General features: G+C 41.5%; 18 protein-coding genes and 1 tRNA gene. 5 read left to right on the plus strand and 14 right to left on the minus strand.

Translation table 11 applies throughout. The features are described from left to right. Positions 1-87: 87 nt before the first annotated feature. On the minus strand, positions 88-324 hold the full coding sequence (locus R2Q66_RS17325) for a hypothetical protein (RefSeq protein WP_316751309.1): 237 nt from the start codon (positions 322-324) through the stop codon (positions 88-90). 189 nt (positions 325-513) lie between these two features. On the opposite strand from R2Q66_RS17325, the gene R2Q66_RS17330 reads away from it, so the two are divergent. Both R2Q66_RS17330 and R2Q66_RS17335 read left to right on the plus strand, forming a co-directional pair. After that, positions 514-918 carry an OsmC family protein gene (locus tag R2Q66_RS17330; RefSeq protein ID WP_316751311.1) on the plus strand — a complete coding sequence of 135 codons (405 nt, stop codon included), beginning with the start codon at positions 514-516 and terminating at the stop codon, positions 916-918. A 101-nt stretch (positions 919-1,019) separates the two neighbouring features. After that, positions 1,020-2,390: an exonuclease domain-containing protein gene (locus R2Q66_RS17335; RefSeq protein ID WP_316751313.1), complete on the plus strand. Its 1,371-nt coding sequence runs from the start codon at positions 1,020-1,022 to the stop codon at positions 2,388-2,390. Here the strand turns inward: R2Q66_RS17335 and R2Q66_RS17340 are convergent. Further along, the gene (locus R2Q66_RS17340; RefSeq protein ID WP_316751315.1) at positions 2,387-2,857 is read right to left on the minus strand and encodes a hypothetical protein; all 471 of its coding nucleotides are present in this window, start codon (positions 2,855-2,857) and stop codon (positions 2,387-2,389) included. The genes R2Q66_RS17335 and R2Q66_RS17340 overlap by 4 nt on opposite strands. Before the next feature lie 176 nt (positions 2,858-3,033). On the opposite strand from R2Q66_RS17340, the gene R2Q66_RS17345 reads away from it, so the two are divergent. Beyond that, positions 3,034-3,107 (plus strand) — tRNA-Arg (locus R2Q66_RS17345). Between the two features lie 68 nt (positions 3,108-3,175). Here R2Q66_RS17345 and R2Q66_RS17350 read toward each other — a convergent pair. The 4 genes from R2Q66_RS17350 to R2Q66_RS17365 all read right to left on the minus strand — a co-directional run bounded on the left by R2Q66_RS17350 (position 3,176) and on the right by R2Q66_RS17365 (position 5,441). Then, positions 3,176-3,889, minus strand: coding sequence for an SPFH domain-containing protein (locus R2Q66_RS17350; RefSeq protein WP_316751317.1), 714 nt, complete (start codon positions 3,887-3,889; stop codon positions 3,176-3,178). Beyond that, complete coding sequence (locus R2Q66_RS17355) at positions 3,890-4,078, minus strand: hypothetical protein (RefSeq protein WP_316751319.1); 189 nt, start codon at positions 4,076-4,078, stop codon at positions 3,890-3,892. Between the two features lie 324 nt (positions 4,079-4,402). Continuing rightward, entirely contained in the window at positions 4,403-4,708 is a 306-nt protein-coding gene (locus R2Q66_RS17360; protein ID WP_316751322.1) for a hypothetical protein, read from the minus strand. Between the two features lie 130 nt (positions 4,709-4,838). Then, positions 4,839-5,441: a GNAT family protein gene (locus R2Q66_RS17365; RefSeq protein ID WP_316751324.1), complete on the minus strand. Its 603-nt coding sequence runs from the start codon at positions 5,439-5,441 to the stop codon at positions 4,839-4,841. 528 nt (positions 5,442-5,969) lie between these two features. Here R2Q66_RS17365 and R2Q66_RS17370 point away from each other — a divergent pair. After that, positions 5,970-7,469 carry an acyl-CoA dehydrogenase gene (locus R2Q66_RS17370; RefSeq protein ID WP_316751327.1) on the plus strand — a complete coding sequence of 500 codons (1,500 nt, stop codon included), beginning with the start codon at positions 5,970-5,972 and terminating at the stop codon, positions 7,467-7,469. A 117-nt stretch (positions 7,470-7,586) separates the two neighbouring features. Next, positions 7,587-11,564, plus strand: coding sequence for a Pls/PosA family non-ribosomal peptide synthetase (locus R2Q66_RS17375; RefSeq protein WP_316751329.1), 3,978 nt, complete (start codon positions 7,587-7,589; stop codon positions 11,562-11,564). Positions 11,565-11,628: 64 nt separating this feature from the next. Here R2Q66_RS17375 and R2Q66_RS17380 read toward each other — a convergent pair whose 3' ends face one another. From R2Q66_RS17380 to R2Q66_RS17415, 8 genes are all read right to left on the minus strand, one after another. Beyond that, positions 11,629-13,656, minus strand: a complete 2,028-nt coding sequence (locus R2Q66_RS17380; RefSeq protein ID WP_316751331.1) for an ATP-binding protein — start codon at positions 13,654-13,656, stop codon at positions 11,629-11,631. Positions 13,657-13,797: 141 nt separating this feature from the next. Then, on the minus strand, positions 13,798-14,895 hold the full coding sequence (gene dinB / locus R2Q66_RS17385; protein WP_316751334.1) for a DNA polymerase IV: 1,098 nt from the start codon (positions 14,893-14,895) through the stop codon (positions 13,798-13,800). A gap of 97 nt (positions 14,896-14,992) precedes the next feature. Beyond that, positions 14,993-15,169 (minus strand): histone H1, encoded by a 177-nt coding sequence (locus R2Q66_RS17390; protein ID WP_265840216.1) that lies wholly within the window; start codon positions 15,167-15,169, stop codon positions 14,993-14,995. Positions 15,170-15,391: 222 nt separating this feature from the next. Then, positions 15,392-16,255: an RNA polymerase sigma factor RpoD/SigA gene (locus tag R2Q66_RS17395; protein WP_316751337.1), complete on the minus strand. Its 864-nt coding sequence runs from the start codon at positions 16,253-16,255 to the stop codon at positions 15,392-15,394. Between the two features lie 399 nt (positions 16,256-16,654). Then, complete coding sequence (locus R2Q66_RS17400) at positions 16,655-17,728, minus strand: Gfo/Idh/MocA family oxidoreductase (RefSeq protein WP_316751339.1); 1,074 nt, start codon at positions 17,726-17,728, stop codon at positions 16,655-16,657. An 11-nt stretch (positions 17,729-17,739) separates the two neighbouring features. Then, a complete protein-coding gene (locus R2Q66_RS17405; protein WP_316751341.1) occupies positions 17,740-19,197 on the minus strand; it encodes a Gfo/Idh/MocA family oxidoreductase in 1,458 nt (485 codons plus the stop codon). A 40-nt stretch (positions 19,198-19,237) separates the two neighbouring features. Next, complete coding sequence (locus R2Q66_RS17410; RefSeq protein ID WP_316751343.1) at positions 19,238-22,663, minus strand: DUF1080 domain-containing protein; 3,426 nt, start codon at positions 22,661-22,663, stop codon at positions 19,238-19,240. 42 nt (positions 22,664-22,705) lie between these two features. Then, positions 22,706-23,977, minus strand: coding sequence for a Gfo/Idh/MocA family oxidoreductase (locus R2Q66_RS17415; protein WP_316751345.1), 1,272 nt, complete (start codon positions 23,975-23,977; stop codon positions 22,706-22,708). Positions 23,978-24,156: the final 179 nt, after the last annotated feature.

The following is a 24,156-nucleotide window of genomic DNA, read 5'->3' on the forward strand; positions in this document are numbered from 1 at the left end:
AAGAAAATCAATAATTTGTAATGCATTAAAGGAATTGACACGAAAGTATCACAGAATGACGAACAGAAAATAGAACTGCGTAATGGATTAACGCAGTTTGCTGATTGATAAGCGGTTAATAATTTGCTCCAGAATCCTTGGTTCTACGCTGGTATGCCTGGATGACCTCCAGGTACTGGTAGAATCCAGCCATACGCAGAAAGAATGGTAGCCATCTAAGACTACTGCATAAGTTTCATGAAAATCGTCTTGAATCTGCATGCAAAAACCGTTCACAGGCTTGCCATGAATATCAAACTGAAAGTTGAGATAAGTGCCGAGCATAGTTATAGGAGTTAGGTCAGTTATAACAAATGTAGGTTTGAAATGTTTAACTAATCTTAAGAAATTGATACTATATTGTAAAAACAACAGCAGTTCTATCGTGCATTTTTTGGTAAAATGTCAAACGATTTAAACATTGAGTTGTTGCAATATTTATATACACGCTATTAATCCCTTATTTAACCCCTTATGTCAGCAAGAAAAATCACTGCAATTACCGAATTAGATCAGTCACATTACAAAACAAAAATATATTCAGATGGCCATTTTATCTATGCCGATGAGCCGGAAGAAGTGGGAGGAACAGATGAAGGTATGGCACCGGGCGCTTTATTATTAGCCAGTTTAGGCAGTTGCACCGCCATCACCATCAGGATGTACGCGGATAGAAAAAAGATGAATCTGGAAACGATCAAAGTGGAACTCGCCATTTGCAATGAAGAAGAAATGAGTAAGGAAACCACCATCACCAGAAAACTAACTTTTACCGGCGATTTGTCTTCTCAAGACCAGGATAGGCTGATGCAGATTGCAGATAAATGTCCGATTCATAAGATTCTTAGTAATCCGATCAAAATCGAAACGAAAGTTTAGCAGGGTAATTTCTTATAATCGAGTCATTTATTAGAATTATTTAATAATATACTAAATTAATTAGCATATTTACAAATTAAAATCACTCTTTTTAAGAAACTATGCTGTACGCTGTTGTAGATATAGAAACCACTGGCGGTCATGCTTCAGGAAATGGGATTACTGAGATTTCAATTCTGGTGCATGACGGTCTTTCTGTGGTGGATTCATATGAAACACTGATCAATCCAGGACAATATATACCCGATTATATTGAGGCTTTAACAGGCATCAGCAATGATATGGTGGAAAAAGCACCCATGTTTCATGAGGTGGCTGAGGTTATTTATAACCTGTTACAGGATAAGATTTTTGTGGCTCACAATGTGAATTTCGACTTTTCTTTTATCAAGCACAACCTCAGTCTGGCTGGTTACGATCTGGTTTGTAAAAAGTTATGTACGGTCAGATTGAGTCGTAAAATATTGCCGGGGCATGCTTCTTATAGCCTTGGAAAGTTATGCGCCGCCTTAAAGATTTCTTTAAATAACCGCCACAGGGCCGGTGGCGATGCTGCTGCAACCGCAGTGTTGTTGAGTCTTTTACTGCAAAGTGATTCGGAAGGAATTATCCCTGCTTCGCTTAAGCTGGGTTCAAAAGAACAGGCACTCCCTCCTAACCTTCCAAAATCTCAGATAGACCAGCTTCCGCTATGTCCGGGAGTGTATTATTTTAAAGACCAGAAAGGAAAAGTAATTTATGTCGGTAAGGCGAAGAATCTGAAGAAAAGAGTTTGTTCTCATTTTACAGGAAATAATACCGGAAAACAGCGTCAGGATTTCCTGAAAGATATTTATACGGTAGATTTTGAAGTTTGCGGCACAGAATTGATGGCTTTTATCCTGGAAGCCACGGAAATCAAAAGACTATGGCCGGAAAACAATCGCTCTTTAAAGCGCTACGAGCAAAAATATGCGCTTTATGCTTTTGAAGATCAAAAGGGCTACCTCAGATTGGGGCTGGATACTTTCAAGAAAAACATGCCGGTTTTATATAGTTTCAATACCATTCTGGAAGGTCATCAGGTCTTAAAGATCCTGATCAAAGATCATTTTCTATGCGAAAAGCTTTGCTATATCCAAAGTAAAAGACTGGCTTGTACAGGGCATGAAGAAGGAAATTGCAGTGGTGCCTGTTTGGGGAAAGAATCTGCTCCTGCCTATAATGTGCGGGTAAAATATGCGATAGAGCAGTTGAAAACGATGCTGCCGAGCTTTGCCATTTTAGATGCCGGCAGAACAGAAGAGGAACAAAGTTGCATCCTTGTGGAGCAGGGAAAATTATACGGTATGGGTTATATTTCTCAGTATTCTGATATTAAAGACCCCGGAATGCTGAAATCAGCCATGCAACCCTACCCTTCCAATGACTACATTATGCACCTGATTCTGGCGCATACCGAATTACATCCGCAGAAGCGTATCGCCATTTAATGACTACGCTTCTCTATTTTACTATGGATTTTCAGCGTTTCTTTTAAAGCGGCTGAACCGTACCATATAAATAGTTCAACATCCAGTAATCTGGATTTTATTGCAGGATCTGTGCCCACTAATTGCTCCGCTTCGGCAATGGTAGGCACATCAAGAATGAAAATTCCACGGTAATTTTTATCATTTTTACCGAGTGGACCAGCCACAACCAGCTTACCATCCGTTACCAATTTGCCGATATTCAGCATGTGACCAGTAAACACACTGTCTTGTTTTGCCTTTGAAAAGCCTTTTTCAGGGCCTGTTTTTAAAATAGCAAGCACATAAGTCTTCATTCCATACTCATCGGCATGCAGTTCTTTAGCTAGCTTTTCATCGTAGTTTTTATTGGTCTCCTGAGCTGAAACATTGGTATAAAAACCTATAGTGCAGCAAATTAACACACAGAACAACAGTTTGATTCTCATTTTAAAGGAAACAAGGGGTTATATCCCCTCGATTTCCATTGTACTAAATTACGTTTTTTTTTAACATTGTATCATGCTTAAAAGCAGGCAAATGCGCCTTAGAAGCGATAAAAATGCAAATTAGATTTGTAGATGTTCATTATTACTCCTACATTTGTCGCACCAACAAGGTAAATGCATCCATAGCTCAGCTGGATAGAGCAACGGTTTTCTAAACCGTAGGTCATAGGTTCGAATCCTATTGGGTGTACAAGAGATTTATCTCTTAATTAAAGGCGAAGTTGCTCCAGACTTCGTCTTTTTTTTGTTTAACAGCTTTTATTTCTCTTCTACTACCTGCTCCTCTTTTTGAACCGTAACTTCTACTTTAGTTGCACCTGCCCTCGCTGCTGATACCGCTTTTCCAATTTCAGTAAGCCCCTTTGATTCGTAAATCTTCATTGCCGTAACCACATCAATAGCCTGTCTCGTCTGTTCTTCAGGAATTGGCACAAAGGAAAGGAAGTTCAAGCTAACACCTTTGGTTTTCAATAGGTTGTTTACATTTTTCAACAACTCTGCTTCAAACTCATTTTGATTAAAATCAACGATATCTTCATTTAACAGCAGATCTCTGGCGATTTCTTTGATTCTTTTATCGATCACAGAGTTCTCTGCAGTTTCATACGCTTTTGAACTATTTACCTCACTATCACTGTCGCTATTCATTTTACCCAGATACTTAGCTTCGCCAATGTATAATTTAGCGTCGGTTATCGAATAATCATAGGTCACTTCAATTTTCGCCATAACACGATTTTTAAAGGCACTCTTAAATACACTTTCCCCTTGCATCGGATAATCGGGTACGGTGATTTTATAAGAACACATACCAACGCCTTTTGGCACGGTTTCTCCGGCTTTGATCAGCTCCCAGCTCACGCCACAGTTACTGGTATAAAGCGTTTGTACATTAGATTGAGCGCGATCGCAGGAAGAAAGGAATAGCGCCATAAGGCCAACAGAAGTGGTAGCAAGTAAGTTTTTCATCATTTAGTTGTTTTTTATTCGTTTGATTAATAAGTAAGAAATGTAGATGACGACCAGCGGAAATAATCCGGCAATAATCGTGAAGAATAAACCGGCACTGGCGTAATACCTGCCTAGAACATAGACCTGATACCAGAAATTGATCAGCGTGACGGCTATTAGCGTAATCAAAATGTAGAGCGTTATTTTCATGGCTCTAATTTATATTTTTTGCTCCTATTCCTTTTGACTATTTTAAAATTCAGGAAAAAGATGCGGTTTTGCGGATTAAACCCAAAACACATATTTGCGCCCCCATTAGCGGACAGAATGTTATTCAGATCGTATAGTAGTTGTGGTTGCCGAAGGATTGATGAAGAATTCCTCAGGATTCTCCGGAGTATTTCCCTTAAACACGCGCCGGCCACCCTTCTACAGATCTTCAGGAATCCTTCAGGAATCAGTAAGAGCACACCTGTCCCATAGCAGCTTTATGCGAATAAAACTACGCTATTAACTACAAGAAAACACGGTATTTTAGTAACTCGGCTCTATAGAAATCAAATGCTGATCAATAGATTTGATCAATTGATCATTAAAAGTGGCTGTATTCAGCTCATTTAAGGGAACATCTAGATTCAGATATTTACCATAAAAGCTTTTTACAAGCAACTTAACCTGGTCAGGACGATCATCCGGATGCCCACCTACTTTATCCGAATACTTATCAATATGGCATACATATAGGTAATGATTACCATTGTATTCAAAACTTTTAATATTTGAATCCAGTTTATTTGGATCGACTTCTAAATGTAATTCGAACTTTTCTGTTTTTTGCATCACTTATGGATAAGCATCTTTTATTATTGGCAATTTACGTATTCTATTTGATAGGCATAGGCACAAAAAACCTCCTTAAAAACGAAGACCATTCTTCTTACCCTAAGCTGACAGAGGAACCAGCGAAAACTTAAATCAGCTTTGCTTTCAGCAGCTCTTCTCCTCCTTCAAACCAATCTTGCTTCAGCATGCTCAGTACCGCCGAATCTCTTCTGCTGCCATCCGGGCGATAACCGTTACTTCGTAATACCCCTTCAAAAGTGCAACCCAGACCTTTTATAGCGTGCATACTTCTTGCATTTTGACTATCCAAACGGAACTCTACGCGTTCCATTCTCATTTGCTCAAATACAAATTTAAACAGTAAATACTTGCAGTGTTTATTTAATCCTGTTCCCTGAAATTCTTTACCATACCAGGTATGGCCCAGCGAAAGACACTTATTGAACAGGTCAATATCATACAAACGGGTAGCCCCGGCATACTGCTGTTTCACTTTATCAAACACGATAAAGGGATAAGCAGTCCCCAGCTCTTTGGCCAGCAATGCCTTTTCAATATACTGCTTCATTCCAGTTTCAGAACCGGCATTGTGTAGAGACCAGGTCCACAATTCAGGTTCATTAATCGCAAAAGTCTTCAGATGTTCAAAATCAGAAATCTTTAGCGGGCGTAACAAAACATGTTCATCTTCCAGGATATAATCTGTCTCAGGATCAAAAATATACAGCATACTTTAAATATTATTGGATAAAGCTACAAAAAACTGCGCTTTGCCTATAAGCCTCCAGCGGATAAAAGAAAACAAAAAGACGAACTACAGATAAGTTATTCTCAACAGAGAAAATCCAATGACATCATTTAGAATCAAATTATGATAATAAATCCCCAAACTACATAAATAATTTTCAGCACCTACACCGATTCTGGTCCCGATTATTATGCTATTCCGTTATTTTTTTATAATTTTAACCTATTAAATAGGCATAAACCGTATATTTCGGTACTATCCTGAGCACAATGAAACGAATTTTCGTTTTTAACCCTGCTAAGATTAGATTAAACAGCTGTGTAAGAGGGATTAGGGACCTTCGCATCCGGAGTAAATCAAACCAATGTGACCGTGATCATTTTATGTTTCGCGGGATTGTCATTATTTTGAGTTCGATGTTCAGCAAAAATTGTTTATTATTTAAAAAGGTTCTAGATAAATATTCACTTATTTGCTGAACGATCTTTTTAAAATACTTGTATTCTATATATGACATTAACCGACATCAAGTTTTCTGATTACATCAGAGACTTCGAGCAAACATTAAAACACTTATTCCATGTGGAGGCAGACATTGATCAATTGAGTCTGGAAAGAGGCCTTCCACCAGAAATTCTTAAAGGAATTATGGACCAAAAACCACTTTCTGTAGCAATTCCTACTGAATATGGCGGACGTGGAAGCATCGTTAAAGAATGCCTTGGACTTTTAGCCGCTGCTTCTTATGAATCTTTACCCTTATCTTTAACTTTTGGAATCAATATCGCGCTTTTCTTAGAGCCTGTTTCAAAATACGCGGATGATTCCGTTAAAAAAGAGATCTTTGATAACTTCCTGGAAAAAGGAAATATGGGTGGTCTGATGATCACTGAACCTGATTATGGCAGCGATGCACTGAACATGAAAACCGCTAGCAAAGCTGTTCCGGAAGGTTACCAGATCAAAGGAACCAAACATTGGCAAGGTCTTACCGGCATGGCTGATTACTGGATCATCGCTGCGAGAAACGAAAATGAGAATGGTGATTTAGGAAGAGACATCGACTTTTTCCTTTGCGATATCACTAAACCAAAACAAAAAATTGTAGTAGAAGAACTTTATGACAACCCGGGTTTGTACATGATCCCTTACGGATTAAACCAACTTGACCTTGTTGTTCCACAAAACTACAGACTGAAACCAGAAACAACTGGTATCAAAATGATGTTGGACATTCTTCACAGAAGTCGCATGCAATTCCCTGGAATGGGCATGGGATTCATCAAAAGAATGTTAGATGAAGCGATGCAACATTGCCGTACCCGCATCGTGGGCACTGGTAATTTATTGGCTATCGACAATGTACAATTCCAACTTTCCAGAATTCAATCTGCTTATACCATTTGTTCTGCCATGTGTGCGCACAGTAGTCAAATCAGTGGTATTGAGCATAATTTAGCCATGGAAGGCCTGGAAGCTAACACAATGAAAGCTGTAGTAACCGATTTAATGCAGGAATCTGCACAATTACTGGTACAACTTTCAGGTGCTAAAGGTTACAGAACCAGCCATATCGGTGGTCGTGGAATCATGGACAGTCGTCCGTTCCAGATCTTCGAAGGATCAAATGAAATGTTGTATAACCAAATCGCAGATATGGTGACCCGTTTAATGAAGAAACAAAAACAATCCCATCTTTTTGATTTCCTTGCAGAATTTAAGGTTACTGCTCAACCTGTTGCTTATTTTAAAGAAGAATTGTCTTTCCAATTATCGGAAAATCTTTCTCAACGTAAACTGGTAGATCTTGGTAAAGTAATTGCCAGAGTAATCTGCGTTGGATACGTGCTTGAATTACAAGAAAAAGGATATAGAAAAGACCTGGTTGATAACTGTATTACGATGGTTAAACAAGAGGTTTCCGCGTTAATCGCGTCGTTTAAATTCGATAATAAAGTAGCTGCTATTGATGATTATTCAACGGGTAGTTCCTGGTTAGATTTCGCCTAAGCGATTAAATCATAACGTAAAAAAAAGGCATTCATCTTTTGATGAATGTCTTTTTTGTTTTTAATGGTTTTATCAAAAAAATTCGGTTATTTCGGTTAACTAAATTTCAGCGTCCTCATGAATTCAAAAAGCATTGTTACCGGCAAAATACGTCCAGAATTCATTAGAGATGAGACCATTGGAGACATTATCCGCGCTACTGTAGCGGCCTATCCAGATAAAACCGCACTAATCTTCAATGAGCAATCGTTAACCTACCAACAATTAGACATCTGGAGTGATGCCATAGCTGCCTTTCTAAACGAAAAAGGGGTTGGCAGAGGTCAGAGCATAGGTTTATGGTGGCCAAGAAGTATGGAATTACAGGTGGCCATTTTAGGGATTGCAAAATCCGGCGCTGCCTATGTTCCGCTGGACCGGGAAATGCCCGCCGACCGTGTCCATACCGTGATACAGGAGGTTGGCGCATCCGGCTGTTTCAGCGATGCCCTCGATGAAGGATCTTGTCCTGTATTCCGCATCCCGGCTTGTCCGGATTTTCAGCTACCTGCTTCAAGCTACCAAATACAGGCCCAGCCAGACGACCGTGCCTATGTATTATATACTTCCGGAAGCACAGGAAAACCTAAAGGGATTCCGATCAGTCACCGCCAGATTTGCCACCTGATTCGCTCCGAACAAAGCGTAATCCAAATCCTGCCCGAAGACCGCGTCTACCAGGGCTTCTCCGTTTCATTTGACATGTGGTGCGAAGAAACCTGGATTAGTCTTGCTGCAGGTGCAACAATTTGGGTAGCCGATGCAACAACCGCGAAATCTATTGATGAACTGAGTGATATTTTCAGGGCACAAAAGATCACGATTCTTCATGCCGTACCCAGCCTCCTTGCAGTAATAGATGACGATATACCCACACTCCGCCTCATTAATGCTGGTGGCGAAGCCTGTACCAGTCAGGTATTGAACCGCTGGAGTAAACCAGGTTACAATATATTTTACAACAGTTACGGGCCTACAGAAACCACCGTTACCTCCACCATGATCCCTTTAAGACCTGGTGATCTGATTACGATTGGCAGTCCCCTACCCAATTATAACCTTGCCGTAGTCAATGAGCAATTCGAGATTTTGCCTTTCGGGGAACAGGGGCAACTCATTATTTCCGGCCCTGGAGTTTGCGACGGCTATGTGAACCGCCCGGACCTTACCGCGAAAAAATTCCTGACTAAACCTGAAACTCTTCAGGAGCTTCCCGGAGACCGGATTTACCTGAGTGGCGATGCCGTAATCATGCAGGAAGATGGCAGTATCGATTTCAGAGGCCGCCTGGACGACCAGGTTAAGCTTCGCGGCTACCGCATAGAACTTGGCGAAATTGAAGTTAAACTGAATGAACTGGAAACCGTCTCCGCAGCAGCGGTGGCCTTAAAAAAAGACGCAAATAACCAGGATCAACTGATTGGCTATGTTTCCCTCAAACCAAATGTTTCCTTTGATGAACACCAGGCAAGGATGCAACTGGCCAAGGTACTACCGCCTTATATGGTTCCCCTGGTGATGGTAGTCCTGGATAAAATGCCACGTCTTCCAAGTGGTAAGATCAATAGAAAAGAATTACCGGTACCACAGATTTTACTGGAAGCCAAGCCGGAAGAAGAAATTGTGCTGCATCCCGATGACGACCTGGAAACCAGGGTTATGGCTGGGTTAAAACACCTCTTCCCGGGCAGAACCCTCAGCGCAGAAAATGACTTTTTCATGGATTTAGGTGGTCACTCTTTACTTGCAGCCTCGTTTTCTTCCTGGCTGAGGAAAGAAGCGAACATTCCACAAGCTTCCTTAAAGGATATTTATACCAACCGCCCAATCAGCAAACTGATTCAAACCTGGACCATTGCTGCAGAAAAAGAGAAACAAAGTGCTCCTAAAGACAAGGAGCCTTTTCATCAGGTTTCTTCCCTGCGTTACTGGATTTGCGGTATCGCCCAGGGCTTTTCATTACTCGTCATTTACGGACTTTTTGCTGCACAGATTTTTGTGCCCTACCTGGGTTATTATTACCAACTGGCTAAAAGTGAAACCGATAAAGGAGACACGTTTTGGGCCATCATTACCGCCTTGGTTCTGTTTTGCCTCATCGCCCCTACATTTTCTCTCCTGAGCATCGTGATGAAATGGCTACTCCTTGGTAAAACAAAAGAAGGTGATTATCCTTTATGGGGAGCCTATTATTTCCGCTATTGGCTGATCAAATCCATCCAGCGTTTAGTGCCCCTTCAATTTATGAATGGCACACCGCTTTACCCATTTTATCTAAGGTTGATGGGTATGAAAATGGCCCCGGATTCCCAAATCAGCTCCATTACCGTTGGCATGGAAGATTTGCTGGAAATAGGAAGCGATGTCAGCATCAGTTCCGGAGTAGTACTCAACAATGTAATTGTAGAAAACGGGCTCTTGAAACTGAGAAAGATTAGAATTGCAGACCATGCTTATATCGGCAGTGGAGCTGTTATTTCCGGAGGCACCACCATAGACGAATGGGGCGAATTACAAGACCTGAGTCACCTACAAGCAGGTCAGCATATCCGGGAAGGAGAAGTCTGGAAAGGCAGTCCGGCAGAACCAGTAGACAAAAAACGTCCGGAAGAACTTCCTCAACCTTTGATCGTTTCTGGTTTCAAAAGAAAGTGTTTCGGCCTGCTTTATACCATCTTACTGATCCTTTTTCCTATCGTAATTTTACTGCCTTTACTACCGGTAATCGAAATGTTAAACTACCTGGATACACAAGCTCCGGATTACAACTTTAATTACTTCATTCATATCCCCCTGCTTACGGTGGTCTATCTGGTGATTTATGCGCTGGAAACCATCTTGTTATCCCGGTTATTGTTATACAAAATGAAACCCGGCACCTACCCTGTCTATGGATGGATTTATGTAAGAAAATGGTTGTCAGATCAATTGATTTCTACCTCTTTAATTGTGTTGCATCCGATGTATGCAACCGTTTATATCTCTTCCTTTTTCAGGATGCTTGGCGCCAAAATCGGTAAAAATACAGAGATTTCTACGGCTAGTAATGTGACCCATACCTTATTGGAGATTGGCGACGAGTCCTTTATTGCCGACGCGGTTACCCTCGGTGAAGAAGATATCCGCGGACAACAGTTAATCCTGGATAATACCAAAGTTGGCAGCAGAAGTTTTGTAGGCAACAGCGCCCTGATTCCTCAGGGTTATGAGCTGGGAGACGATATGTTGATTGGCGTACTTTCGACCCCGCCAACAGCAGATCAACTCCAGGAGTCAGCTGCTAAAGACTGGTTTGGATCACCGGCTATTGCCCTACCAAAAAGACAGAACAGTGGGGATTACCCACCTGAATTAACCACAAACCCAACCTGGGGCAGAAAAACTGCCCGTTATATTATTGAAGGAATAAGAATTATACTACCAGAAACAGTCATCATCTGCTGTAGCGTCTTGTTTATTGCGTATTGCCACGATTTAGTGAAGGACAGAACATTATGGCAAATCTTAAAAGAGGCACCAAAAGTTCCCTTTTATTACCTGTTCTATATGGGCGGCCCGGCTTTACTAGTCACACTGGTCCTAAAATGGCTTTCCATTGGTAAATTTAAAGCAGAACAGCACCCAATGTGGACACATAAAGTATGGAGAAGTGAGGCAAACACAACTACTTATGAAGCACTGGCCGTACCTTTTTTACTGGAATTCATGAAAGGCACTCCATTCTTACCCATAATGCTCAGCTTATTTGGTGTGAAATTCGGAAAAAGAGTCTGGTTAAACACCACAGATATCACAGAACACGACATGGTGAGCATCGGTGATGACACCGCTTTAAATGAAGATTGCGGCCCTCAAACCCATCTTTTCGAAGATCGCGTCATGAAAGTAGGTTCCGTAAAAATAGGTGCAAGATGTAGTATCGGCTCGAGATCTATCATTCTTTATGACAGCGAAATTGGGGATGATGTGAAACTCGAACCACTTTCTTTAGTGATGAAAGGTGAAAAACTAGCCAGCGGTACGGAATGGACCGGAAGTCCGATCAGGTTAAGCTAAAATCCCTCTTGCAGCTACCTCAGCGTAGCTGCAAGAGGATTATCTTAAGCATACAAAACGCTAATTAATGGTCTGCACTGACAACTTCCGTCAGCAGCTCATACATTTCGTCGGGATTGAAAGGTTTTGACAGCACGTATTTGATACCCATATCCCATAATCGCGTCCTCACTTCCTCCAGTATATCCGCAGTAAAAATGATCACCTTAATCTTCGGATACAAAACCTGTACCCTTCGGGCCAACTCATATCCATCTATTTCAGGCATGTGTAAGTCGATCAAAATGACATCAATTTCTTTTTCTTCTAAAATTTCCAAAGCCCTGATCCCATTACCCGCCTGCTCTGCATTAAGTCCAAAACAGCTCAACTGACGTTTTGCAACCAATAAGTTTACAGGATTATCATCCACAACCAACAACCTTAATTCGGGTAACACACGAATTGGCGTAGCCTCCCTGACGGCATGGAGTCTGTTTTCTGAAGTAGCCAGGATTTTAAAATCAATTTCGAACTCGAAAGTGGTACCTCGGTCTACTGTGCTCTTTAACACAATTTCGCTTTTAAACAGGTCTACCAGACCTTTAGTGATACTTAAACCCAGCCCTGTTCCTTGTTGCTGGCGATGACTCGCTTGTTGTACCTGATGAAATTTATCAAAAACAAGGTTATGCAGGTGTTCAGGAATCCCGATCCCGGTATCCTCCACTTTAAAAGATAGCCTCACCATTTCTGCTGTCCGCGCTATTGTGCTTAAATGAATCGTAACATGACCACTCTCTGTGAACTTAATGGCGTTTCCAATCAAGTTGTTCAGGATTCTACCCAGGCGCAGGTCATCTACATTCACCAATTCAGGGACATGCTCATCATGAAAAAACCGAAGTGCTAAACCTTTCGCTTTCGCCAGGGATGAAAACTGCTTTTGAATGTTGCCAATAAAAGTGACTAATCGAATCTCATGCTCCATAAGCACCATTTTCTTATTCTCGATCTTCTCCAGATCTAAAATATCATTCACTAAATTCAAGAGGTGATTGGAAGAAAAATTCAGGTGATCAATATATTCCCTAATGTGAGGATCAGTATAAGTCCCTTGATGGAGTAAGTTACAAATCCCTATTATTCCATTTAGTGGCGTGCGGATTTCGTGGCTCAGAATGGACAGAATCTCTGTCCTTTTTCTTGCTATTTGCTCCGCCAGATTTTTTGCCGCAATCAATTCCAGGGTCTGATGATGCAACTGGTCGCTCATCAGCTTTTTTGCAGTAATATCCTCGATCACACAGATCATCCTGATCTCCTCCCCTGGAGCTACCGGGTCAATCTTTTGAAATTTGGCACTATACCAGGCTTTTTTCTCCGGATTAAAGTCCGGATAAATACATTCCTGACGTTCATCAGTTAACAGCAACTTTTCTATACACTCCATGAAGACATTTGCAAAAGTCCCCAGTACTTCTACCATGGTTTTCTCTATAAAGAATTCCGGAGGCATAAATAGTTTGGTCGCATCTCTCACCCAAACCTTTTTAATCACTGCATTTTCGTCCAGTTCGATAATAATATCGTCCAATGAGGCAATTAGAGATTGTAGATGAGCCGTTTTCTGATGTTGTCTGCCAATTTCTGCAATTGCATTTAAATGGAGTAACATCCCATTCAAAACAGGCAAAGCTGGTTTTAAGGTCTGATAAGCTGTCAAGCTATAGGAGGAGGAATCCCTGGCCAGATACAATATATTGTCTTTTCCTATATCATCAGAAAGCGGACAGATCAGCACTTGATGTCCATTAATACTTTTCAGTTCATAAGAAACAGCGGTCGCCTGATCATCGGTTAATAAAAAATCAGCACTGATCATGAAGTTCGGAAGGCCGGGATTTACTGCAATAAAAAGCTTACTATCCCTATTAAATATTCCCGCAGCCTGACTTTCAGTGACCAGACATAGTTCCAGGAGCAATGCTTCTATTACTTTTATTTTAGCATCACCGCCATAATAAGCCTGTTGTAATTCAAATAATTTATTCAGAAAAGCCACATCAGGCTGCTGTAAATCAGGATCAAAAAACTTTGATAAGGATTCCATAGGCTATACGTTACGATTGGAGGTTAATTCAATTTACATAAATAACCCACAATCAGGCCCTGTTCCTACATATATTTTAGATAACTGGAGAAATCGGTTATTAAATTCGCAAAAAATTACGTTGTATGCAGAGCATTGGAATTAAGGAAAAAGTCTTGCCTGATACCACTCGCCCTGTTCTTTTGTACTATTAAAATTAGAGATGGAAACCCCGAGTAACCTGACGGATCCGCCATCCAAACCAGCAGTATCCAACAACGTACTGGCTACTTCTACCATCATTTCCAGTTCCGTATATGGGGCTGGGAATGACCTGCTTCGGGTGATCTGTCTAAAATCACTAAACTTAATCTTAATGGTTAGCGTTCTGCCAAACAACTGGTACAGGCTCATCCGTTTAAATACGATTTCGGAAAGGCGTGCCAATTCCAGGTTCATCTGTTCCAGCTCAGTAAGGTCATAAGAAAAAGTATCCTCGGCACCGATGGATTTGGTTTCCTGATTTGGATCTACTTTGCGGTGGTCAATTCCGCGAACAATCTTATAAAAGAAGTGACCACTCTTTCCAAAAAGGTAGACCAATTCCGCTTCGGTCAGCTTTTTTAGATCAGCACCTTTATGCAAACCACGGATTTTCATCTTTTCTGCGGTAACCTTTCCCACACCATGAAACTTCTCTACGGGTAGTGCAGCGATAAAACGCTCTACTTTGGAAGGGCCAATAAAAGTTAAGCCATCCGGCTTGTTCATATTAGAAGCCACTTTTGCGACAAATTTATTGATAGATACCCCCGCAGAGGCGGTTAGATTCAGTTCGGCCTTTATCGCGGCTTTAATTTCTTTGGCGATATCAATGGCTGAACCAATTCCTAGTTTATCTTCGGTCACGTCCAGGTAGGCTTCATCTAAAGACAAAGGTTCGATCAGGTCGGTATATCTGCTAAATATTTCACGGATTTGTTTGGAGATCTCTTTATAAACAGCAAATCTGGGATAAAGAAAGATCAGATGGGGACATAAACGCTGAGCTTTTTTGGAGGACATCGCAGAATGCACACCGAACCTTCTCGCTTCATAATTTGCTGTGGCTACCACACCACCTCTTCCATCAGGAGACCCGCCTACAGCGACCGCCTTACCTTCCAGCGTAGGATCGTCCCTTTGCTCTACCGAAGCATAGAAGGAATCCATATCAATGTGAATGATCTTACGTTGTAGTGGTTGTTCTGGAGGACTCATAGGGCTGAAGCCCTAAAATTAAAAAATAAAAACCTCAATAGCTATAAATGAGAAAGGCCCGCATTAAGCGGGCCTTTCTCCTGACATTCAAAGTAGATTACTTCGTGTTTTTCTTATCAGTTACTTCAGTACGGATGTCCTGAGCAAGACCTTTTAAATCTTGCATTGCTTTACGTACTCTTGTACCAGCTGCACCGTTACCTGAATTATAAAATTTGTCTGCATCAGCTTCAACGCTTGCAATAAGTTCTTTAAGTTTCGAGAATTTTTCCATGTTTTTCTTTCGTTTAAGATTTTAAATATATGATATAACGCTTTAAAGTTAATAATTATTGGATTTCCACCAAATGAATATTTAAGTAAATGACTCTTTTTTTCAATAAAAAAGCCCTTTTCTTCATAAAAGCCTCAGAATAGGCTATTTCGTTTAAATAAATCAGCTCAAAATTTAAACAAAACGCGATTACTAATCTTGCCAAAACCGCCTGTTTTTCAATTATTCGAGGTATTCCCTGATCAATTGTGATCTCGGGTTATTGCGCAAAGTCTTCAAAGCTTTGTCTTTTAGCTGCCGGATTCTTTCCTTACTCAGGTCAAAAATATAGACCATATCGTCTAGTGTGGTCTCGGCATAATCGTCCAGACCATAATAAAGTGATAGGATTTTCTGCTCTCTTTCCGGCAATTTCAGAAGACATCTTTTTAAATCCTCCGTTAAGGATTCTTTCATGAGCTCTTCGTCTACCGCATCTATATTTTTGGATGGAATCTTGTCTAATAAACAGTAACCGGTTTCTTCATTCATTGGTTTATCCAAAGAAATTGCCAACGGAGCATTTGACTGATAATCTGAAATCCGCTCTGCTTTTAAGCCGATCTCTTCTGCAATTTCTTCTATAGTAGGCATACGTTCCAATTTCTGCTCTAAACGCATGCTGGCCTTATTTATAGCGCTATTTCCAACGATTTGGTTTCCAGGCAACCGAACCATCCTTTGCTGGTCTGAGATCGCAGATAAAATCGCCTGCCGGATCCACCATACGGCAAAAGATATAAACTTAAAGCCCTTGGTATGGTCATATCTTTTAGCGGCCTTAATCAAACCGATATTACCTTCACTAATCAAGTCTGAAAGCCTCAGCCCCTTATCCTGATATTTCTTGGAAACAGAAATCACAAAACGAAGATTTGCATTCACTAACTTTTCCAGGGCTACCTCATCCCCTTCTGCGATACGCATAGCCAACTGGATTTCCTCCTCAGCTTTTAACAGCTCGAATTTCCCCAACTCATTTAAATACTTCTCCAGGGAATCCCTCTTTCTGTTTGTGATACTTTGTGATATCTTTAAAGCTCTCATAAAATGGATCAATAGTTAACTTAATAATTGATTTTACACCAACTTGCGAGTCAAACCTGAATAAATTCAGATCCCCTAAACCCCTTAGATAGCTTACATTTTTAAGAGCGCAATCCATCCCAAACCACCTTCGCAAATAAAGTTTAAAGAGACCAGTCTTCCAACAAAAACCAACACCTTCAGCAACAAAAATATAAAAATATAATACACTAAGCATTAAATATGAAAATATTTATATCAGTTAAAACACTCAAAAACACCACATAAAAGCCATTTTTGATTAAGATTTATAAAATACATATACACTAAGTAAAATAACTGCCAAACATTAAAATTATTTGAAAAACAAAAAAGGCCCGCTTATAGCGGGCCCTAAATAATTGATATTTTACAAAAATATTAGCTCAGTTTAACGATGCCTCCCGTCCGGACAGATTCATCACAGGCAAAAGCCACTCTTAAACTATTCAGTGCATCCTGAGTGGGTATGCTCAGGTCGAGATCTTCTTGAATAGCGCGAAGAAAGTGGCGTTGTTCTCTTTTACACAATTCCAGATGATCCGGTTCATCATTCAGGTCAATCCATTCATCAGCACGGGAAAACTTTCCTTCCTGATCCAGGTCTGCATAATGAACTTTAATAGACTCAGTTTTGGTATGCGCCTCCACTGAATCCGACTTCCCTGCTGCCGAAGCTTCCTTTGCCAGGATAGAGACTGCACCTTTTGGCCCAATCACATCCTTCACAAAAAACGCGGTTTCACTAATCATCGGGCCCCATCCTGATTCATACCAGCCTACAGAACCATCCTCAAAACGAATCTGTAACTGCCCGTAATTATAATTATCCTCAGGAATATCATTGGTTAACCTGGCGCCCATTGCACTCACCTGAACCGGCCTGGAACGTGTCATCTGGCACATTACATCGATATAATGAACCCCACAGTCCACAATCGGACTCAGGCTTTTCATTAAATTCTGATGCACTTTCCATTTTGCACCCTGACTCTGTTGATTCAGGTTCATCCGCATCACCAATGGTTTTCCCATTTCCTGAGACAGCTCGATAAAACGTGTCCAGGAAGGATGGTAGCGTAAAATATAACCCACCAGCAATTTCTTCCCGTATTTAACAGCGGCATCTGCAACACGTTGCGCCCCTGCCAGAGAATCCGCCAGTGGCTTTTCTATAAACACATGACAGCCTTGTTCCATCGCCTTTATGGCAAAAGATTCGTGGGTATCCGGATAAGTTGAAATACAAACGGCATCGGGTGCCGTTGCCAGCAAAGCCTCTTCAAAATCACTGAACAATGGATAACCGCCGCCCAGTTTTTCATTCAAAACTACCTTACTCTCCCCTGTAGATACGATTCCACAGATTTCAAAACCTTCCAATTGCTGGTAAGCCAGGGCATGAGAAGTCCCCATATTACCACAGCCGACTACCAAAACTTTAATCTTCTTCATCTTTATAAAAATTATCCTCCCAAACTCCAACCCTGACGGTATTCTCTGCGCACAAACTGATTCACATCATCAAAGTTTGTAACCCTTAGATTTTCCTTATCCCAAAGCAGTTTAATATCACGCCCCGGATAGTCAAAACCGTTACCACTTTGTCTTGCTTTTTGAATATCGGTTCCTCTGATCGCCAGATTGGCAATCAATAAAGTCTCGGTCAGCGGACCGGCTATTTCAAAAGGAGAACTTAGCTTTTTCTTGCCATAACCGGCGATACAAGCTTCTGCCCAATCCCAGTAATGACCGTCTACCCCTCCGATAACCCGTTCTACACCTGGTTTAATCTTCACTTCTTCGTTGCGCGACAAAGGCAATAACCTTGGGTTTGCACCATACACATCGCACATCATCTTCCCTTTAGTTCCTTCAAACAAGACCCCATTTGCCCCGAAAGATTCATTAGGGCCCAATTCCGCTGGTCTTCCAGGCTTGATACCGCCATCCATCCAGTGGATCTGCACATCATCCTTTGTCTTTTTAGTCTTCTTAAAAGTCATGATGACATGGCTCGAAGGCGGACAACTATCAGGGAAATAACCCCTTTTAAATTCATCCACATAAATACTTCCAACACTACATTGTACATCAATCGGGGTATCCAATCCCAGAATGCGGAAAGGCGGTTCTACCAAATGGCAGCCCATATCACCAATCGCACCGGTTCCGTAATCCCACCAGCCGCGCCAGTTAAAAGGTACCAGTTTATCTACAAAAGGTTTATAAGGTGCCGAACCTAACCAAAGATCCCAGTCCAGCTCTTTAGGAATTGCACCGTTTATCGAAGGCCAGGTAATCCCTTGTGGCCATGAAGGCCGATCCGTCCAGCAATATACCCGTTCTACTTTTCCAATCACACCGGCATCTACCCAATCCTGCAATTGTCTAACCCCATCTCCCGAAGATCCCTGATTTCCCATTTGGGTAACCACCTGGTATTTATTGGCTGCTTCGGTCAGTTTTCTTGCTTCAAAAATATCATGCGAAAGCGGTTTTTCTACATAAACATGTTTACCGAGCTGCATCGCGGCCATGGCAATCATCGCATGATTATGATCCGGTGTAGAAACCACAACCCCATCGATATGCTTGCCTTCCTTTTCCAGCATCACCCTGTAATCTTTATAATACTTTGCAGCAGGGAAGTTTTTTACCGAATTGGCGGCTCTACGATCATCCACATCGCAGAGGAAAGCGATATCTGCTTTCCCCCCTTTATAGATGTTACTTAAATTACTTTGACCTTTGCCGCCAACTCCCACACCAGCGACGATTAAACGGTCGCTGGGTGCTAAAAATCCTTTACCGCCCAACACATGTCTGGGCACAATCATAAACCCGGCAGCCGCCAGCGCTGTCGTTTTAATAAAGTTTCTTCTCGAACTATTTTCTGCTGAATGCTTAATTTCTTCAGTCATATTTTATACTATAAAATTCAATTTCACCATTTACCTACGCTTATTTTGAAACGCTCAGGTCTTTAATTCTGATATTCTTAAAACGCACAACCGATCCGTGACCAAGGAAACCTACACGACCTTTATCGCGCTGTAAACCCGGGTGACTTTGTCCATCTACCGTACCTTTTTTACGAGCTTCCGTGATGTCGCCATCCAGAATTACATTCCCATTCAACACCACTTTGATCTTTGGCCCTTTAACGGTAACCTCCTGATAATTCCACTCGCCCAATGGCTTTAAAGAACCTCTTTTCGCTGCCTGAACGCCATAAATAGAACCATGGTACTGGTACACATGAAGGTCTTTATAGATATCAGCATCATTGTCCAGAATTTGCAATTCCATACCTTCATAAGCCGCATCACCAGTTAATGGTGCGCGAATACCCAATCCGTTATTTGCGCCCGGAGTCAATTGAAACTCAAAACGGAATACAAAATCACTGTAATCATCTTTACTGAAAAGATTGCCACCAGAGCCTTTGCCCGGTTTAGGATTGATCTCCATATTACCATTTGCAACGGTATAAGCACTGGTATTTCCAGTCCACTCATGCATATTAGTCCCATCAAACAACACTTTATAGCCTTCTTTTTTCTCGGCAGCACTCAGCTGAAAAGGAACAGGACGCTCCAGTTCTTTGATCGCGATATCTCTATAGGCCACTCTGGAACCATGCGCCTGCAATTCAATCTGCTCTTCTGCAAAAATCGGAAGTTTGCGATCCCAGTAGTTTTCAAGGATCACATCGTCAGTAACCAATACACCATTCAGATATACGGTTACGCGATCACCTTTCATGATGATATGGAAATTATTCCATTCTCCTAATTTGTTATCTACCACTTTTAAAGGCTTGCTTTCGTTCACCTGGTTGTTATACAAACCACCTGAGCCCACCTGTGCACCAACATCTACTCTGGAAGTATCCCACATTTGTACCTGTGGGCTGCCACGTAAATAGATCCCTGCATCTCCTTTTTTATTGCCATCATCATAGATTTTCCAATCTACCAGCATCTCAAAATCACCGTATTTCTTTAAGGTAGCCAGGTTATCTCCGTTTCCGGTAAATAATAAAGCGCCTTTATTGTCAATCACCCAGCTTTTTAAGGCTTCGGCATCTGCTTTTTCCTGTGCCGTAGCTAAGGTTTTAGCATCCATCTTCGCTCTTTTCAAAGGATCTGCAACCAGGCCTTTCCAACCCGTCAGGTCTTTTCCGTTAAACACGGATACAAAACCTAATCCGCCTTTCATTTCCGCAAGATATTTGCGAATCGCCTGTTTCTCATACTCACTATCCCCACCTTTAAGCACCTGAATGGTCTTATTTAACAAGTCTTTCAACTGCTGACCTTCATAAGACTTATCCGCTAAAGCAACCATCATTACGGCTCTTGCCGCAGCTTGCTGTAAGGCTGGATTGTCGATATACTTACCTGCAAAAACAACCGCGTTATAGGTTTTAGCATCCTGTAAGTCTGTTAAAATCTGTTGTTGTAATTGTTCCGTTTTAGCCACATCCATCGCATCACGCAATAGCAATAATCTTTGCGCTGCAGGCACCTGAGCCGAGCGTACCAGGCGTAAATATCCGCTGATCGCTTCCTGCTGAAATGCCGGATTGGTCGTTGTTCTTGCAATCGCGATTAAGCTTTCTAAAGAACCTGTATTTGTCCAGGAAGACAATGCCTCCAGTGCCAGTTTTTTTGTTTGCTCATCACCAGTTTCAAAAGCATTATTTACTGCTTTTAATGCCTGAGCGTCACCTAAACTTGCCAATACTTTGTAAAAGAACTTTTTCTTTTCAGGGCTGACATCTGCCATTTTCTGTAACACCGTAGCCGTCTCATTTTCTGTTGCTGTACCTTTTAAAGCCGCAATTAATGCCGACTGAATCATCACCGATTCTTCCTCAGAAATCTCATTACTATTCAATAAGGCAAACAATTCCGGAAGATCAGCTTTAGTAGCCACCTGAGTTAAAGCTGCAAATGCCGCTTTTCTTACTGCCGGATTTTTGCTCTTCTGCAAAGCATAAATGCTACTGATTTGTTCATGAGCAGCACGTGCTGCAAGCACATCAATTAAAGCCACCTGTACATTAGGCTTCATTTTAGGAAGCGCAAGGGCGATTTTCTCTGTTAATCCATCACCTTTCATTCTCAACAACACATCAGCTACTTTTTTCACTGTAGCGTCATCGCCTTTAGCCATTGTTTTGAACAAGTCGTCCAATACATTGACACCACCAATATTCGCGGCAGCTTCAATAGCGGCAAATCTTAAACCTTCATCTTTATGGTTGATTAATTTCAACACTGCCGGTAAGGCCTCTGTCGCTTTTCCATCGCCTAGCATGGTCACCATTTCCGCCTGTACATCAGGTTTTACCTGAGTCATTTGTTTTAACCACAACGCCGTAGTTGCCGGAGATAAATAAGGCATCGCAAATTTCAATGCGGCAGCTCTGTAAGCAATCGAGGGATCTTTTACTGCGGCCAGAAGAACTGAAATATCTTGTCCTTTACTTTCATCTGAAAGGATTTTTAAAGCACCAGTACGAACGGATACTAAGTCCGGAGCAGTCGCTTTCTCTAACAATTGAAGGGCAATTTTATGTGCTAATGCAGCATTACCATCTGATAAAAGATTTGCACCATAATCCAGATAAGCAGGTACTGCATTTGTGTTTTCATAGTTGAAATTGCTTTTTGATGCTGCCGAAGCCATTAACGCTTCCGAAGAAGGATCCGCAATTTTCGACAAAGCATAAAGGCTCATTTTAGTTAAGTTCTGATCAGAACCCGCAGCCAAGGCCGCAATTGGCTCTGCAGCTTCTTTAACACGGCTATCCCCTAAACCTTCTACAACCGACAAACGGCTTTTTCCTGAGCTTGAAGCCAAAGCATTCAATAAGGCTTTTTTTGCTGCTGGTGTATTGATTTTCACCAATACCCGAACTGCCGGATCAGAAACCTGTACATCCTTTAAGGAAGCAACCAGATAAGGAATCGCATCATCCTGCGCTATCCCATCCAGCTGACTCATGATAAAGGCTTTATTTTGCGAGTCATTTGCTTTTTGCAAGCCTTTACCAAGCGCAGCAACGCTCATTTTTCTCCAGTTTTCTTTTCCTGTCTTTGTAGAGGCAGAAGTAAAACCGCCAATTGCATATTCAATTAAAGCATTATTACCTTTTCCTGCCGGAGAAAGCATACCAATTAGCTCCAGGTAACCGTTTTCACCGAGTGCTGCAATATCATTGGCATTAGTGGCCGCCTGGGCCGCGTCTTTTGCCGGCATCTGCGCCAGCAAATCAGCGATACGAGTGGTCTGCGTACGCTGGTCTTTTTTATCCTGTGCGATTACCGTTCCCTGGAAGGCAAGGCTAACCAAAAGGATAAAGAATATCTTTTTCATCGTTATATCTGTAAAATTGAGAATTGATTAGATTTTTTGGGTTTAAATGGTGTAAGGAGCGCGCATAACTGGATTGATCAATCTGTTTGCACCTTCATCGTCAATAAACTCCTGTTTTACCGGATCAAACTTTAACGAACGACCTAAGCGTAATGCTGCCAGTCCGATGTTGATGATATTGCAGGAACGATGTCCGTTTTCCTCATTTAAAGCGAACTGAGTTCTGGTTTTTACCGAGTTAACGAAATCAATCATTTGTGGTTCCGGATCAGGGAATGCAGCTAGTTTACGCTCTAAATCCGGAATATCCGATTTAAATCCAGCATAAAGCTTGCCTTTAGGGCCTTCGATATAAGCTGCTTTTTCATCTTTTCCTTCTCCATCGAGTATAATCTGACAACCGTCGGCATAGGTATAAGTAATTCTGCGCCAAATACCCACGGCATCCGTATGTTGTTGCGGGGCATCAATTTCTACAGAAACAGGGTTTGTATCATCCTTACCCAGGAAATATTGAATCGGATCCAGGTAATGCTGACCCATATCACTCAAACCACCACCATCATAATCCCAATATCCTCTGAAAGTCTGGTGTACACGATGCGTGCTGTATGGTTTAAATGGTGCCGGACCTAACCAGGCGTCATAATCCAGTTCTTGTGGCACCGGTTCAACAGGTAAATTGTCTTTACCCACCCAGTAGAATTTCCAGTCGAAACCAGTATGCTTACTTACCGTTACCTTTAACGGCCAACCCAACATACCGCTATCTACTAATTTCTTGATCGGTTTTACCGTAGTACCCATCCCATAGAAATTATCTTTGAAACGGAACCAGGTATTCAAACGGAACATACGGCCATGTTTTTGAACAGCCTCCATCACACGTTTACCTTCTCCGATAGTATGTGTCATCGGTTTTTCGCACCAGATATCTTTTCCGGCATTTGCAGCGTCAATAGACATAATCCCATGCCAATGCGGTGGCGTAGCAATGTGTACAATATCTACTTCCGGTAATTTGATCAATTCGCGGTAGTCACTAAAAGTTTTAACCCCTTTATCCAACATTGGTTTTGCGATATCCAGATGTCTGGTATCTACATCACAAATGGCCACTACCTGTGTACCATCATATCCAAAATGGCCTCTTCCCATGCCGCCAACACCGATTACGGCTTTAGTTAACCGGTCACTAGGTGCAATAAATCCGGTGCCGCCAAGTACATACCTGGGGACAATGCTGAAAACAGCTGCACCCACCGCAGCCTTTTTAATAAAATCTCTTCTTGAGTTTGGTTGATTTGGTTTCATATATGGTTTGTGTATTAATGTATTTAATCAATAATCAAACGCCATGTAAACCGATCCGAAACGACACATGGAGGTACTCATCTTAAAAAGAAGGACTTCCTACAGGAACAGTTTACACTTGGTTTATCGCTTTAGTGGTCAGCAAAAGTGATTCATTCTCAAATTTATTATTATTATTG

Source organism: Pedobacter gandavensis, from assembly GCF_032677645.1.
Lineage (GTDB): Bacteria > Bacteroidota > Bacteroidia > Sphingobacteriales > Sphingobacteriaceae > Pedobacter > Pedobacter gandavensis_A.